Origin of the sequence: Mucilaginibacter sp., from assembly GCF_028288185.1 — a bacterium.
GTDB lineage: Bacteria > Bacteroidota > Bacteroidia > Sphingobacteriales > Sphingobacteriaceae > Mucilaginibacter.
Genome location: NZ_JAQBOF010000008.1, coordinates 186,157 through 201,003, shown reverse-complemented (window position 1 = coordinate 201,003; position 14,847 = coordinate 186,157). Strand labels below are relative to the sequence as shown.

Below are 14,847 nucleotides of genomic sequence, written 5' to 3'. Positions count from 1 at the left end.
CTGTTGGCCCACCAATAAAAACCATATGATAAAAAAATTACTTATTGCAGCAATCGCGTTATTAATAAGCCCCTGCTTAGTATCGGCACAAACCGGTAAGGTATTTGACGACCTGTCCCTACCCAGTAAAATATTAAAAATGGACCGCAAGTATGCCATTTACTTACCGCCAGATTATGAAACATCAAACCGTAAATACCCGGTGCTATACTTACTACATGGATCTGGTGATGACCAAACCGGCTGGGTACAGTTTGGCGAGGTATTGCATATTACAGATAAAGCTCTAGCTGACGGCACCGCAACCCCCATGATCATCGTAATGCCTGATGGCAATACCGGCCGTCGTGGCTATTTTAATGATATTAAAGGCGATTGGAACTACGAGGATTTCTTTTTCCAGGAGTTGATCCCTTTTATCGAAAAGAAATATCGTGTTAAAGTTGAAAAACGTTCGCGCGCTATTGCCGGCCTGTCTATGGGCGGCGGCGGTACTTTTATGTATGCCTTGCATCATCCCGAAATGTTCTCGTCTGCCTGCCCGTTAAGCGCGGCTGTTGGGCCTTTTACGGTTGATGACGCGCGTAAAATAGTTACCCGCGCTATCCCTAATGCAACAGACTCAGTAGTAACTAAATATTATAACCAATACAGCGCCATAGCATTAGTAAACAACATGCCCGAGAGCCAGAAGAAAGCCGTACGCTGGTATATTGATGATGGAGATGATGACTTTTTATATGAAGGCAACGCCCTGGTACATATCGCCATGCGTAAAAAAGAAATTCCACATGAATTTAGAATCAGAGACGGCGGCCATACCTGGACCTATTGGCGCGCTTCACTACCGAAAGTATTGGAGTTTGTGTCTGATGCTTTCCATCAGTTTTAAGCCCCTTTAACCTTCCTGTAGGGCTACCCTTGTGGACGCATCTTTTAAGAGCCTGTTTAACTTTCCAGTAACAAATTTAAACAGGCTCTTAATCTTTTTTTACTTTTTTTCTTTTTGGACAAATATTTCAAGATGTTTGTTTCCTAATGAAGAGTGAGTGGCTTGTAGGGAAATTCGGCCGAAACTGCCTTTGATTGTCTTTACCCAGACAGCACCCACGCCGCCGCTTTCTTCCAGATCAAAAGGGTTATCACCTACAATGGTTCCAGGCCCGTCAATTTTCAAAACAACTTTTCCACCGGCGAAAGGTCTTGGTGCCCCGAATTTATCAGTTATGCGAAAAACCACCCTGGTGGCATCTGAGCCATTTCCAATCAATTCCTTGTCATCTGCAGCAACCAAAAATTGATCCTTTTCCGGATTAGATGAGAAGGAACGGGAAAGTAACAATATATCCCCAATATAGCCGTCGATTCTAAGTTCCGGATGAGATGCGCCGTTATCAATTTCCAGGTCAGTGAAAAAAGGCGGATGCATTAGATTGGGGAAATTCTTTGAATCAGGATGGAGGATGGAATGATGGCGGCCATTTATGAACAGTTTCAACTGGTCGCAATTGGAAAAAATAGCAACGTTTTTCCCTGGGCCTTTTGGGGATTTAGGCCCAAAATCCCAATAAAAATTGGGACTGATTACCGGGCCCGATTTCGGATCTCTTTGGGTCTGATAAAACGAAGCACCCAGTTTGGGAATGCGGAAAATATCTGCCACTCCTGGATATTTTACCCCACGATATGGGTTGATTAAACTGGCATATTCAAATGCGCACCAGCCAATTAACCCACAGTTACGTGGATTGGCCGCCGCCTTGCTATGTGCCTGCGCATGGCGGATAGCTTGCTGTTGCTGAACCACGGTTTCTGCTGCACGGCGATATATACTATCAAAGGTGCCGTTTTTATAGTTAAATTGTCCAACTGCTTCGGTAAATAAATAGGGAAATCCTTTAATAGGTTCCTCCAGGCCCACACTGCCATCTTTATCAGCATGATAGTCGTCAAAGGCAAAAACGTCTTCATCCCATTCCCGCTCCCAATTTTTCCTGGACCATGGAGCCATAGAACCTGAACTGGGCCGTGAATTGTCAAGAGATTTGGCCAGCGCTTTTGTTTTCTGGTAAAGCTCTGGTGCATTTTGTGACTCGTTAGCTCGTGTCCCCCAGATGATGACCGAAGGATGGTTCCGATCCCGGACGATCATATCTTTTACATCGCGTAACATCAGTTCTTTCCAGGGCTCATCACCTAAATATTGAAATCCCGGAACCTCCTCCCAAACCATCAGGCCTTGCTCATCGCAGGCATTCAGGAATGCTTCATTCTGAGGATAATGAGAACAGCGTACAATGTTGCAATTAAATTCATGACGAAGGATCTCTACATCCCGGCGCATTACCCTTTCCGGCATTGCGAAACCAACATAGGGAAAAATCTCATGCCGGTTCAATCCAAAGAGCTGTAACCGGTGTCCATTCAGAAAGAATCCATCCAATTTAAAACGAGCATCCCGCAATCCTATCCGGTTTTGGTAGTCATGTAACGGTTTACCTTCAATGAATAATGTGGTTATAATGTCGTAAAGATGAGGATTATTTATATCCCAAAGTGTGATGTCCTTTAGGTTTGTCAACGATAGTGACACTTCCAACTGACCGGTTTTTTCAATGCTAAATGTTTGCTGCGAACTGGAAATAACATGATCTCCCTGCTTCATTTCAACCTGAATGCGAACCGGCTTATTGGGCAGTAAGCCAGCATTGACAGAACAGGTAACTTCAATCCGGCGGTTTGCTTCAAGCACCTGGACCGGTTTGGCAAATACATCGCTGATATAAATCTGCGGCACCACCTCCAAACGCACGGAACGATGAATGCCTCCTGCTTCCAGATAGTCGATACGTTTTGCCCCGAGGGGTGAACCCTCAGGCGGTACATTGCTCCAGCGGGAATCCACTGCTACAGCCAGTACATTTCCTTCATTTTTAAGCCAATCCGTAATTTCATATTGGAAGGGTAAATAACCTCCAAGGTGTGGAGGAAGAATATGGCCATTTATTGATGGTGCAGCTCCTACCATTACCCCATCAAAATGCAGTAACACACGCATGTTTTTTAATTCATTAGGAAGGGTAAAGTGTCGGCGATAACCCCATACATCCTGCCATGCTTCTGGTTTCCAGTCCTGCCACGAAAGATCAGCCACACAGTGGGGAAGGTTGATCTGTGAAAATTCGGAGTCGTCAAAAAAGGGATCAAGCGAAGCCGGGTTAAATTTCCCACCGAAAAGCCAGTTCTGATCCAGGGAGATCTTAAGACTGGCCGGTCCTTTACCATGTTTTCCAATTGCATTTTTTAAACTCAAACAGCTTGTCCAGGAGCCGGATGCCAAAGCTAAAACGCCTATGGCACAACTGTGAACAAAATTTTTCCTGGAGATCGTAGTGGAATTCTTTCCTAAAGGGTCCATATTATTTAAAATAGAGGCTTTAAATTTTGGATAATTATTCAATCAATCGTTCACAAATTTTCTTGTTGCAGGCTATTTTATTTATTTATACCCCTGCGCCTGCAACTCGAACAATTCGGCATAAATGCCGCCTTTGGCTAAAAGCTCTTCGTGGTTTCCTATTTCTTTTAACTCGCCTTTTTCTAACACCAATATTCTGTCTGCCATGCGTACGGTACTAAATCGGTGTGATATTAGTATTGCCGACCGGTCTTTTGTTAGCTCTGCAAAGCGTTGAAAAACCTGGTATTCGGCACGGGCATCTAATGCCGAGGTGGGTTCATCCAGTATCAACAATTGGGCATCGCGCATATAGGCGCGTGCAAGGGCTACCTTTTGCCATTCGCCGCCTGATAGCTCGACACCATCCGCAAAGCGTTTGCCTAATTGCTGGTCGTAACCACCGGGCAGTTTTGCCGCCAGTACATCGGCCAGGCTTTGTTTTGCTGAGCGTTCAATTAATTCGCGATTAGCTATTTGGTTAATATTGCCTACCGCTATATTTTGCGCAAACGTCATTTGGTAGCGCAAATAATCCTGGAAAATAACACCCACGTTCAAACGCAGATCAACCAGGTCATATTCGCGCAGGTCTATCCCATCTAATAATATCCGGCCCTCGGTGGGGTCATAAAGGCGCGAAAGCAGTTTTACCAGTGTAGTTTTCCCGGCACCGTTCTCGCCAACCAGCGCCAGTTTTTCGCCGGGGAATAAGGTAAAATTAAGATGCCGGTTTGCCCATCGCTCCGAATTAAGGTACCTAAACCCAACATCCTCAAAAACAAAACCCTGCTTTATAACTTTAGGAAATGGCCGCGGGTTTGCCGACTGTATTATTTTAGGCTTAATATCAAAAAACTCAAAGAAATCGCGCAGGTAAATAGCGCCTTGGGATACGGCGCTAAACCTGGTTAAAACACCTTCCAGCAAAGACCGCAACTGCCTGAAGGACCCGGCCAAAAATGCCAGTTCGCCCACCGTAACTTTACCCTCGACCGTGCTGATGATTATAAAGACATAGGCCGCGTAATACCCGATGCTGCCCAGCATAGCAAAAAAAGTCCCCCATAATGACCGTTGAATAGACAGACGTTTGCTGGCCATATAAAAGCTATCCGATAATTGCTTAAAGCGCGCAATAATAAAGTCCGACAGATCAAATGTTTTTATTTCTTTAGCCGTTTGGTCGCTCGCTCCTAAATAACGTATATAGTCGAGCTCCCTGCGTTCGGGGGTTTGGCCGCGGGTTAGTAAATAATTTCTGTCGTTAAAATAAGACTCGCCTAAAAATGCAGGGATAATGGCGAAGAAAAGCAAAATGATCAACCAGGGATTAAATGCCATCAACCCCGTTGCTAAAAAAGCCATGGTAATAATGTCCTGCAACTGGCCCATTATTTGGCTTAATAAAATGGTACGGCCGGTTGTTTGCTGGCGTGCTCGCTCCAGTTTATCATAAAATACAGAATCTTCAAACTGGTCAAGATCCAACGTTGCCGCATGGTTCATTATCCTAACTGAAGTATAATTACCGAACCTATCGCCCAACAAACTTTCTATTAACGTTATAGCACGACTAAGGGCATCTGTAAATATCGCCAAAGCAAATTCGACCCCAACCAATTGCCATAAATAGTGAGTATCACCGTGGGTATGCCTTATCAGGATCACGCCGTCAATAATCAGCTTACCTATGTATAACAAAGTCACCGGCATAGCCGATCTTATAATACGCAGCAGCAAACTAACCACCGTCATTAACGGACTTGTTTGCCAAACTAATTTAAAGAAAGCAGGCAGGTTGCGCAGTGCTTGCAGCCGCTCTTTAAAGGTTAAGGTTTCTGTATTTGTACTTACTTGTGGGCGGGCCATTATTTCTTCACTGTATTTAATAAACGGTACCCAACCAGCTCTTCCCAGCGGGCATTAGCCGGGCGGTAGTAAATCAATAGCTGGTACTCGTTCTCTGTTTCAAAATGGGTGCCTTCAATGGGTGTGTCATCAGGCTTGCCGGTGTGGCTATCCACCCAAATATATTCGTAATCATAAACGCCTTGTTTTAAAAACAGGCTGGTAAAGAAGCGGCCTTTAATGGGTTCATAATCCATTTTGCTATTAGCATCCAACTTATAATCATTAAACTTTCCAACTATGTAAGCGGTGCCTTCCTTGTCAGTTTTGTTGGCGGCGAGGCTAAAGTATATGTGCGCGTAATCCGCGTCTTTTTTAGGGTCATAGCCTTCCTGGTTAAGTATAAAAAAACTACCGTCATTATCGTACTGAAATGAATAACCGGCCTGGTTACGCAACGGATCGCCCAATAAAACAACCGTATTAGCCGTATCCCGATAGATGTGCCCTACCCTTTCAGAGTTTAGTTTAAGGCTACGGGTATCAAAACGCCTAAACTCGTTACGGCCGGGATAGTCGTTTATATGTACATCGTTATAAATCAATTGCGTTCCCCTTATATTTGTGGGTACAGTGTTCCAGGTAGCTGTTTCGGGGCGGGCATTTTGCATCAGCAATACTTTAATATCGTTATTAGGGTTTTGCACATTCAGCCCTGAATAGTTAACCTGGAAATTAACTTTCTGATTAGTTTGCCGTAGGGATGGATTATTTGAGGTAACAATATCCGTTGCTACCCCCACCTTGTTACCTACTACATACAACCTGCGACTAAGTACCATTTTAGTTTTATCGCCATCCTCATAAACCTTTACAATATAATTGCCTGATATTTTAGGCGCAACGGTTTCGTTAGGCAGCTTTAATTCGTAGTGTGTATATTTTTGTAAAGTGTTGGTTGAGTAGGTATAATCAGTCAGCCTATCTTCCTGGAAACCCTGCACATATTCGGCAGGCGATATATTAGAGGGATGCCATTTACTATCGCAATGCTCAATGGAGTAATAGTAGTTCTTGCTGCCGCCGCGCAGATCGTCAAAGGCTAAAAGTACCTGCTCACCGGATTGTAAAGTAATTTGCGGGAACGAGGCCTGTTTTTTTGTATTATAAAACTCGATGGTTTTAATGTGGGCGTTGTAAACGCTATCAGCATACGGCTGTTGGGCAAAACTTTTTAGGGTGATGAATAGCAACAGAATGATGCAGGCGTTTTTACTCATATCGCAATATTAACTAAAAAACCAAAGTGATTAGTATGTCACTATAACAATGACATAAAAGTGTTTATCCATCGTAATGGCCCATTGCAGAAATGACAAAAACTGTCACTATATTTTCTTCAACTTTATAAATCAACCTATCCTTTTGATTTATTCTTCGAGACCAAAAACCAGTAAGTTCATATTTTAAAGCTTCGGGATGGCCTATTCCGATATATGGAGTTTCAGAAAGTTCCAGAAGTATTTTTTCGATTTTTTTGATGCTGGCCTTATCGCCCGATCGATAATGTTGCTTCAAATGCTTTTGAGCTAACTCTTCTATTTTAAGTTTAAACTGCCCCATACATCTTTAGGATCGATCTCGGTATAATTACCTCTTTTTTCGGCTTTCTTCACCATATTAACGAAATCCGGATCATACGAACTTGTTTCTACATTGATCTTCCAGGCTTTAGCAATAGCTTTTAATGCCGTTTCCTGTTCTTTGTTTTGAGGATGCATTATTAATGTGGTCATAGTCAAATTTAAGTATTAAGATGCAAAAAGCCTCACAAAGTTTAAACTATGTGAGGCTCATCAATATTTATGTAGAAATAGACTTACGAAATTTTAAAAACTTCGTAAGTCTGACAGGATATTACGCCTCCAACTCCATTATCTGCTCTGCCAAATCTTCCCATTGCTGCTGAACTTGTTTTAGTTCGGCTTGTTTTTGGGAATAAGCGGCATTGGTTTCTTTTAGCTTGGCGCCGTCATTGTATATTTTATCATCAGCCAGTTTAGCTTCCAGTTCTTTAACCGTTTTTTCTAAAGAAGATATCTTATCTTCCATATTGGTCAAATCCTGGTTCAGTTTTTTTAACTGCTGATGTTTATTTTCTGATGGTTGTTGTTGTTGCTTAACAGGTTCCGGCTTTTTTTCTTCCTTTTTAGGGGCAGGCGCTTCTACCTTTGGATCAAGCTTGCGTTTAGCGTTCCACTCATCATATTCGGCATAAGTACCCGGGTATTGTTTGATCTTTTGATTCTCAATAAACCAGATCTTGTTAGCTACGTTATCCAGGAAGTACCTATCGTGGGATACCACGATCACCGTACCTTCGTACTGCTGCAATGCCTGAATCAATATGTTAACTGAAGCCATGTCCAGGTGATTGGTAGGCTCATCCAGCACTAAAAAGTTAGCATCGGCAGTTAATGCTTTGGCTAAAGCTACGCGCGATTTCTCGCCACCCGACAATACTTTTATTTTCTTAAACACATCATCGCCAGTAAACAAAAACGATCCTAATATGGAGCGCAGCTCAGTGTCAGTATGCTTTGGCGCAAAAGATTGCAGCTCCTGTAAAATCTGGTGCTCTAAATGCAAGCTCTCTAACTGGTGTTGTGCAAAGAAAGTTTGGGTTACATTATGGCCGGTTATGGCTGTACCTCCAAACTCTTTATCGGCACCGGCTACAATACGCAGCAAAGTTGATTTACCTTTACCATTGGCACCTATCAGGGCAATTTTATCGCCTTTTTCAATAATCGCTTCGGCATCATCTAAAATATCAATAGCCGGATATTTTTTGGTAATATGCTCTAAAGTAGATACGTGACGGCCCGATTGCTTGCTGAATTTGAAGCTAAAATTAACTTCAGGGTTATCATCATCCACATCCTCAACACGCTCCAGTTTATCCAGCATTTTGATACGCGATTGCGCCATTTTTGCTTTAGATGCCTTGGCACGGAAACGCTCAATTAAACGCTCTTCTTGTTTTATTTTTGATTGCTGATTTTTAAACTCGCCACGCTGGATTTCGGCACGCTGCGCTTTTTCTTCCAGGTAAAAAGTATAGTTACCCGCATAAACATTCAGTTTGCCTTTGCGAGATTCGACCGTGCGGTTAATTACTTTATCTAAAAACCATCTATCGTGCGATACGATGATGATAGCGCCGTTAAATGCTTTCAGATAATCTTCCAGCCATTGTATAGATGGTAAGTCCAAGTGGTTGGTTGGCTCATCCAGTAACAAAATATCGGGTGCCTGTAATAATATTTTGGCCAGCATCACCCGCATGCGCCATCCACCCGAAAAGGTGCTTAACTTACGCTGGCAATCAGCTTCGCTGAAACCTAAACCCGCTAAAATTTCGTGTGCTTTGTATTCGATATTATAGCCGTCAAGCGCCTCAAATTCGTGTTGCTTGTCGCTTAATTTATGTAGTAAGTCTTCACTATAATCTGTTTCCAGTTTTTTAAGCAAAACCTCTATCTCGTCATGCAATTGATTTTGGCGCTCAAAAGCCTCCATAGCCACATGGACGATGTTTTTATCGGAAGAGTATGACAGCAGATCCTGGTTAAGATAACCCATAGTAAGGTCCTTAGCCATTGATATGGTGCCCGATGTAGGTTTATAGTCACCTACAATAATTTTTAAAAGGGTGGTTTTCCCGGTTCCGTTAGCGCCAATAAGGCCTATTTTTTCACCAGGTTTAATATGCCAGTTGGCTTCATCATATAATGCCCTTGCACCTATCTCGAACGTAAGATTATTTATAGCTATCATTTGGCCGCAAAGATAGCGTTTTTAAGCTAAAAGCCGAAGGCTGAAAGCTTAAGCACAATAATATAACAAGCAGAAGACAATAGCTTTTTGCTTTTTGCCTTCTGCTTTAAGCTCATGCTATCCTTTAACTGCCTTCAGCCATGTCTCTGCCATTAGCGCGGCACCGGCTATTGATGGATGTACGCCGTCGCCTGTCCAATAGGTTGGCGGGGCCATCGTTATTGCTTTATCAAATGCGGCCTGGTATGGCACAAATGGGGCGTTATATTCGGCAGCTATCTCTTTAGCTGCTTTTTTAAACAGATCAAAAGTTGGGTACCAGTCTTTCGTTACCGATTTTACGTCTAATACGCCAAAAGGCTCGCATATTACCAGTTTTACATTTGGCAGTGCGGCTTTGGTGCTGTCTATTAGTTTTTTATAATCGGCTATGTAGTTGTCTATCGTTCCTTTATAGCTGCCGTTTAGGGTATGCCAGTAATCATTTACGCCTATGTGGATACTTAGCACGGTTGGTTTAATTGCCAACGTATCAGCATCCCAACGGTCGGCCATTTGGTAAACTTTATTACCGCTTACACCCTTATTATAGATCTGCAGGTTCTTATCCGGATTTTTCAATAACAATTGGCTGGCGGCCATAAAAGCATAGCCATTACCCAACGCGCCGGTATTATTTGGCACAATGGCATTGCGGTTACCACGGCCCGAGTCGGTAATTGAATCACCCTGAAAAAGAATGATATCATCTTTTTCAATATTAACTCTTTTGGCGATAGGCGCGATAGCCAATGCCGCCGATACAATTTCGGGGATGCTTATAGCCGCTAATGTACCTAATGATGCGTTCCTGATAAAACGGCGACGGTTATTCATAGATTGATCTTCCATAATTTGGTATTAAGTTTTGAAGTGCAACGGGTACTGCTGCGGTGGTTTATTTATTGACGAACTAAAGTACAATATTCTTTTACAATTAAACAAGTAACTTTGTTGCTATGTATTCGCTTTTAAAACCCATACTGTTCCGGTTCGACCCGGAAAACATCCATTATTTTGTAACCCGAAATTTAAAACGCTTTAACCGTTTCCCCGGTGGGACAACATTAAGCAGGGCCCTATGGGATTTGAAGGATTATCGGCTTGAAAAAGAAGTGTTCGGCCTAAAATTCATTAACCCCGTTGGTTTAGCCGCCGGATTTGATAAAAATGCCGAAGTAATAAGCGAACTGGCTAACATGGGTTTTGGTTTTATTGAGGTAGGTACTGTAACCCCGTTGCCACAGGCTGGCAACCCAAAACCACGCATGTTTCGCAGCCCTGCCGACAAGGCAATTATTAACCGCATGGGTTTTAATAATTTAGGGGTTGATGTGATTGCCGAGCGTATTGCGGCCTATCGCAAAAACGCATCGCCCAAACAAAAAGGATTGCTTATTGGCGGCAACATCGGCAAAAATAAAAATACACCAAATGAGGATGCGGTAAACGATTATATTAAATGCTTTGACCGCCTGTTTGATGTGGTAGATTATTTTGTGGTAAACGTAAGCTCGCCAAACACACCCGGCCTGCGCGAGTTGCAGGAAAAAGAGCCGCTAATGCAGTTATTAAATACGCTACAGCAACGCAATAACAAAAACGATATAACGAAACCCATCCTGCTAAAGATAGCTCCAGACCTTACTAATGAGCAATTGGATGATATTGTTGAGATCGTCCAGCAAACTAAAATTGCCGGCGTAATTGCTACCAATACTACTATTGATAAATCGTCTTTATCGATTGATAAACTAAAAGAGGAAGCCGGCGGATTAAGCGGCGCGCCGTTAACCAAACGGTCGACCGAGGTAATACGTTATTTGGCGGCTAAGTCGGGCCGGTCATTCCCGATAATTGGGGTTGGCGGCATACATTCGGCAGATGACGCCTTGGAGAAGCTGGATGCAGGGGCATCGTTGATACAATTATACACCGGGTTTATTTATGAAGGGCCTGGGTTGATTAAGCGGATTAATAAGAGATTGCTGGCAATATAATTAAGCACCTGTCATTGCGAGGAACGAAGCAATCGCGAACTATTATCCGTATTGCATCCTTGCGATTGCCATGCTATCGCTCGCAATGACAAAAGGGGATTTTTTCCCATAAAAAAATCCCATCGGTATAAAACCAACAGGATTAAAAAAATCAAAATTTCTTTAAATATTATTTGTTTGCAGCAGCTGCTTTAGCTAAAACAATGTTGTTTAAAGTTACCTGGCTTCTAGGTGACTCTGCAGAACGGCTACCTGCTTCAAGGTTAGTAGCATTCTTTAAAAACTGAACTTCTAATCTTGAAAAAGTTTTGTTTCTTCTATCTTTTCTTTTTAAACGTGTTACGCCCATGATGCTTATTTTTTTAATGTTTTGTTAACCTTGTGAGGTCGGGAGCGGATTCGAACCGCTGTAGGAGGTTTTGCAGACCTCTGCCTAGCCACTCGGCCACCCGACCATTTTTAAGGATTGCAAAAATAACAATTATTATTTGCCTGCCAACATTTATTTAAGCTTATTTCTACTTATTTCTGAACAAAATATAGCTGTAGCTATAGCTACGTTTAATGATTCGGCATTACCGGCTCGCGGTATAGTGATAGCTTTGGTAACCAGTTGCTTAACTTTTTCGCTTAAACCGTTGCCTTCGTTACCCATTACTATTAATCCCTCGGTGCCAAAATTGGCGTTGTAAATATTTTCGCCATCCAGCAAAGCACCGTATATAGGCAAGTTAATTTGCGATAAAACCTGGGGCAGATCAACATAATGAACATTTATCCGCGAAAGTGAACCCATAGTAGCTTGTACTACTTTAGAGTTATAAACCTCTACGCAGTCTTCAGAACAAATAATATTTTCAATGCCAAACCAGTCGGCCGTACGTATAATTGTGCCCATATTGCCCGGATCTTGAATTGCATCCAACACAATGGAGAATTTTTTGTTAAGGGTAGTATAATTTAAAACCGGCCACTGTGGTATTTTAACTACTGCAATAACGTCGGCCGGGTTTTTAAGGGCGCTTATTTTTTCAAGTATAGCAGATGAAATTTCCTGAAAGTTCATTTTCTGCGATAATTTGAGCATTTTTGGGGCAATATTGGCCGTATGGTAAACAGCTTCAATTTGGTAAGCCGAATTAATAAATTCGGAAACCGATTTGTAGCCTTCAACTAAAAACAAGCCATGTTCCCTGCGAAATTTTTTATGTTGTAAGGACTGTAGTAAACTAATATTAGATTTTGAAAGCATATATAAGCATTAATAAATACCGTATTGCAATATTAAGTATTCTTCTGCTCTTTATAGGCTCGGGGTGTAGTTTAACACGCAGGCTAAAAGGCAATGAAAAACTGGTACGTAAAGTCACTATCAGGGGAATGGATGGTGAATTTGCCGAACTGGCGGTAAATTATGTTGATAAGCAACAGCAGCCAAACAACGTAATTAACCTGCAACTGTATAACCTATTCAACAAAAGCGGTAAACATAACATTGGCGAACCGCCTGCCATACTGGATAGTAACCTGGTTGAATTTTCGCGGGTACAAATAGAAAAATTTATACGGAGCAAAGGCTATTTAAAAGCTAGGGTTATTGATACCATCCTGGTAAAAAACAAAAGGGCCGAGTTAATTTTTACTACTACCGAAGGGCCAATGTTTAAGATCCGCAAGATTGACGACAGTATCCCCGATAAAAAAGTACGCGAACTATACAGATCAACCCGTAAACAATTTTCGCATTTACAACCAGGTGGGCGCTTCGATACAGATAGTTTAGCTTTTGACCGCGATGCTTTTTTTCAGGTGATGAAACGTAATGGCTACTATGAGTTTTATCGCCAGTACATCAATTTCGCGTACGACTCGACCTTTAACAGCAGTGTTGTTGACTTGCGAATGATTATAGATAATCCGGCTGATAAGCCCGAGCACCCCATTTTTACGATCAACAATACATTGATCACCATATCAAAAAGTAACGGCACCAAAATTGGTAAAGCAGATACTATACAAGTTGGCTCACAATTTAAGTTTGTTGATTACTCGGGCAGGTTTAAGCCACAACCGGTTGTTGATTATATCTACCAGAAAAAAGGCGAACTTTTTAATTCTGACAATCAAACCATTACAACATCCCGATTATCTGAGTTAAATGTTTTCAGGAACGTACCCAACCCGGATTATGAAAAAACAGCCGATAGTACAAATCGCCTAAATTCAAAAATAGAATTGATACCCCTCAAACAAATGTCGGACCGTGTCGAGGGTGAATTTTTGTTCAGCGGAGGGCGGTATGGGTATAATGCAGGCAACACCTTTACAGACCGTAACATTTTTAAAAGGTCGGTTGCGCTGCAGATAAAATTGAACTTGAGTATGCTGTTCGATATTGGCCGTAACGCGTTAAATAATAGTGGTGTTGAAAACCAGGATTTTAAAGTTGGCGCAAGTTTAATATACCCCTGGATAGTCACGCCCTTTAATTTGGCAAAACCAGGCAAACAGGGCGTACCGCATACCACTTTCTCTACCAATTACTCGCGGTTTTATCAAAAAGGATTAGTGGAAAGAACCAGTTTTATCAACTCGGTAACTTATGATTTCCTTGAAACTGCAAACAAAGTTCATAGTATAACGCCTATTGATATTGAGTTCTCAAAAGGTACTATCGACCCTATTGCCTACCAGCAATTATTGAAGCAGAACCGTTACTCGTACGTCTATTTAATAGGCCGTACCATATTTACTACGGGTAGCCAATACACCTACCAGGCAAATGGCAACTTATTAAATACTTATGCCAATTTTTCTTATTTCCGCGGATCGTTGGATGTTGGGGGTAATATGTTATATGCAGCAAGTAATATATTTAATTCGCACAAAGATACTTTAGGCAAGCGCACACTTTTTGGCTACACATTTGCACAATATGCCAGGGGCGAGATAGACTTTAGGATATACCGCAGCTTTGGCGGCGAGCGACAGTTTATATTTCGTATAAACCCGGGTATTGGCGTTCCGTTTGGAAACAGCAACCAACTTATTTTTGAGAAAAACTTTTATGCCGGCGGCGCTAATGATATGCGCGCCTGGCTGCCGCGCACCCTTGGGCCGGGCCAATTTAACCGGGCCACAACTTACGGGCCGGCAGGTACCGCAGATGCACCCACAACCGGCGATACCTTACGTACACGCTTAAAATACATTGATCAGTTTGGCGAAATAAAATTTATCACCAATGCCGAATACAGGTATAAGCTGGCTGATGACTTTTTTGGATCTAAATTAAAGGGTGCTATTTTTATTGATGCCGGCAACGTTTGGCGCTTACATAAACAAGCCGATAACCCAGGTGGCGAATTTAGATTTAACAACATCCTGCAATCATCAGCAATTGGTATTGGTACCGGCTTACGGTTTGATGTGAGCTTCTTTGTTTTCAGGCTTGACATGGCATTTAAATTTAAGGACCCGCAGTTTAATGGGTCAGATCAGTGGGTGTTGATCAAACACTCGAACGAGTTATTCCACCCCGGCGTATTTAAAAACAACTACCTGCAAGCCAATGGCGAAAGCTATAATTTTATGCAGCTAAACTTTGGTATCGGGATGCCGTTCTGATGTGCAGATGCTTAGCAGATATGTATTAAAGCT

The 14,847-nt window shown here is 42.2% G+C and carries 12 protein-coding genes and 1 tRNA gene; 3 read left to right on the top strand and 10 right to left on the bottom strand.

The features are described from left to right. The first annotated feature begins 25 nt into the window (after nucleotides 1–25). Complete coding sequence (locus JWQ34_RS03450; RefSeq protein WP_299353958.1) at nucleotides 26–892, top strand: alpha/beta hydrolase-fold protein; 867 nt, start codon at nucleotides 26–28, stop codon at nucleotides 890–892. 99 nt (nucleotides 893–991) lie between these two features. Here JWQ34_RS03450 and JWQ34_RS03445 read toward each other — a convergent pair whose 3' ends face one another. From JWQ34_RS03445 to JWQ34_RS03415, 7 genes are all read right to left on the bottom strand, one after another. Continuing rightward, nucleotides 992–3,418, bottom strand: coding sequence for a glycoside hydrolase family 2 TIM barrel-domain containing protein (locus tag JWQ34_RS03445; RefSeq protein ID WP_299353955.1), 2,427 nt, complete (start codon nucleotides 3,416–3,418; stop codon nucleotides 992–994). Nucleotides 3,419–3,499: 81 nt separating this feature from the next. Continuing rightward, nucleotides 3,500–5,329 (bottom strand): ABC transporter ATP-binding protein, encoded by a 1,830-nt coding sequence (locus tag JWQ34_RS03440; RefSeq protein WP_299353950.1) that lies wholly within the window; start codon nucleotides 5,327–5,329, stop codon nucleotides 3,500–3,502. Beyond that, nucleotides 5,329–6,588: a DUF5103 domain-containing protein gene (locus JWQ34_RS03435; protein ID WP_299353948.1), complete on the bottom strand. Its 1,260-nt coding sequence runs from the start codon at nucleotides 6,586–6,588 to the stop codon at nucleotides 5,329–5,331. Before JWQ34_RS03435 ends, JWQ34_RS03440 begins: the two co-directional genes overlap by 1 nt. A gap of 64 nt (nucleotides 6,589–6,652) precedes the next feature. Continuing rightward, nucleotides 6,653–6,931, bottom strand: a complete 279-nt coding sequence (locus tag JWQ34_RS03430) for a Txe/YoeB family addiction module toxin (RefSeq protein WP_299353945.1) — start codon at nucleotides 6,929–6,931, stop codon at nucleotides 6,653–6,655. Continuing rightward, nucleotides 6,907–7,104: a DUF2683 family protein gene (locus tag JWQ34_RS03425; protein ID WP_299353942.1), complete on the bottom strand. Its 198-nt coding sequence runs from the start codon at nucleotides 7,102–7,104 to the stop codon at nucleotides 6,907–6,909. The genes JWQ34_RS03430 and JWQ34_RS03425 overlap by 25 nt, the downstream gene beginning before the upstream one ends. 121 nt (nucleotides 7,105–7,225) lie before the next feature. After that, nucleotides 7,226–9,148 carry an ABC-F family ATP-binding cassette domain-containing protein gene (locus JWQ34_RS03420; RefSeq protein WP_299353939.1) on the bottom strand — a complete coding sequence of 641 codons (1,923 nt, stop codon included), beginning with the start codon at nucleotides 9,146–9,148 and terminating at the stop codon, nucleotides 7,226–7,228. 117 nt (nucleotides 9,149–9,265) lie between these two features. After that, entirely contained in the window at nucleotides 9,266–10,039 is a 774-nt protein-coding gene (locus JWQ34_RS03415; protein WP_299353936.1) for an SGNH/GDSL hydrolase family protein, read from the bottom strand. Nucleotides 10,040–10,146: 107 nt separating this feature from the next. On the opposite strand from JWQ34_RS03415, the gene JWQ34_RS03410 reads away from it, so the two are divergent. Then, nucleotides 10,147–11,187, top strand: coding sequence for a quinone-dependent dihydroorotate dehydrogenase (locus JWQ34_RS03410; protein ID WP_299353933.1), 1,041 nt, complete (start codon nucleotides 10,147–10,149; stop codon nucleotides 11,185–11,187). Between the two features lie 169 nt (nucleotides 11,188–11,356). On the opposite strand, the gene JWQ34_RS03405 is transcribed toward JWQ34_RS03410, so the two are convergent. The 3 genes from JWQ34_RS03405 to JWQ34_RS03395 form a co-directional block, all read right to left on the bottom strand. Beyond that, the gene (locus tag JWQ34_RS03405) at nucleotides 11,357–11,536 is read right to left on the bottom strand and encodes a spore protein (RefSeq protein WP_299353930.1); all 180 of its coding nucleotides are present in this window, start codon (nucleotides 11,534–11,536) and stop codon (nucleotides 11,357–11,359) included. 35 nt (nucleotides 11,537–11,571) lie between these two features. Then, a tRNA-Cys gene (locus JWQ34_RS03400) sits at nucleotides 11,572–11,642 on the bottom strand. Nucleotides 11,643–11,689: 47 nt separating this feature from the next. Next, nucleotides 11,690–12,439, bottom strand: a complete 750-nt coding sequence (locus tag JWQ34_RS03395; protein WP_299353928.1) for an RNA methyltransferase — start codon at nucleotides 12,437–12,439, stop codon at nucleotides 11,690–11,692. Here JWQ34_RS03395 and JWQ34_RS03390 point away from each other — a divergent pair. Next, nucleotides 12,430–14,814, top strand: a complete 2,385-nt coding sequence (locus JWQ34_RS03390; protein ID WP_299353925.1) for a BamA/TamA family outer membrane protein — start codon at nucleotides 12,430–12,432, stop codon at nucleotides 14,812–14,814. The two genes, JWQ34_RS03395 and JWQ34_RS03390, sit on opposite strands and share 10 nt — an antisense overlap. Nucleotides 14,815–14,847: the final 33 nt, after the last annotated feature.

Excerpts from the sequence above, each read along its gene's own strand:
- JWQ34_RS03450 (WP_299353958.1), top strand. The coding sequence starts at position 26 with ATGATAAAAAAATTACTTATTGCAGCAATCGCGTTATTAATAAGCCCC.
- JWQ34_RS03445 (WP_299353955.1), bottom strand. The coding sequence starts at position 3,418 with ATGGACCCTTTAGGAAAGAATTCCACTACGATCTCCAGGAAAAATTTT.
- JWQ34_RS03440 (WP_299353950.1), bottom strand. The coding sequence starts at position 5,329 with ATGGCCCGCCCACAAGTAAGTACAAATACAGAAACCTTAACCTTTAAA.
- JWQ34_RS03435 (WP_299353948.1), bottom strand. The coding sequence starts at position 6,588 with ATGAGTAAAAACGCCTGCATCATTCTGTTGCTATTCATCACCCTAAAA.
- JWQ34_RS03430 (WP_299353945.1), bottom strand. The coding sequence starts at position 6,931 with ATGGGGCAGTTTAAACTTAAAATAGAAGAGTTAGCTCAAAAGCATTTG.
- JWQ34_RS03425 (WP_299353942.1), bottom strand. The coding sequence starts at position 7,104 with ATGACCACATTAATAATGCATCCTCAAAACAAAGAACAGGAAACGGCA.
- JWQ34_RS03420 (WP_299353939.1), bottom strand. The coding sequence starts at position 9,148 with ATGATAGCTATAAATAATCTTACGTTCGAGATAGGTGCAAGGGCATTA.
- JWQ34_RS03415 (WP_299353936.1), bottom strand. The coding sequence starts at position 10,039 with ATGGAAGATCAATCTATGAATAACCGTCGCCGTTTTATCAGGAACGCA.
- JWQ34_RS03410 (WP_299353933.1), top strand. The coding sequence starts at position 10,147 with ATGTATTCGCTTTTAAAACCCATACTGTTCCGGTTCGACCCGGAAAAC.
- JWQ34_RS03405 (WP_299353930.1), bottom strand. The coding sequence starts at position 11,536 with ATGGGCGTAACACGTTTAAAAAGAAAAGATAGAAGAAACAAAACTTTT.
- JWQ34_RS03395 (WP_299353928.1), bottom strand. The coding sequence starts at position 12,439 with ATGCTTTCAAAATCTAATATTAGTTTACTACAGTCCTTACAACATAAA.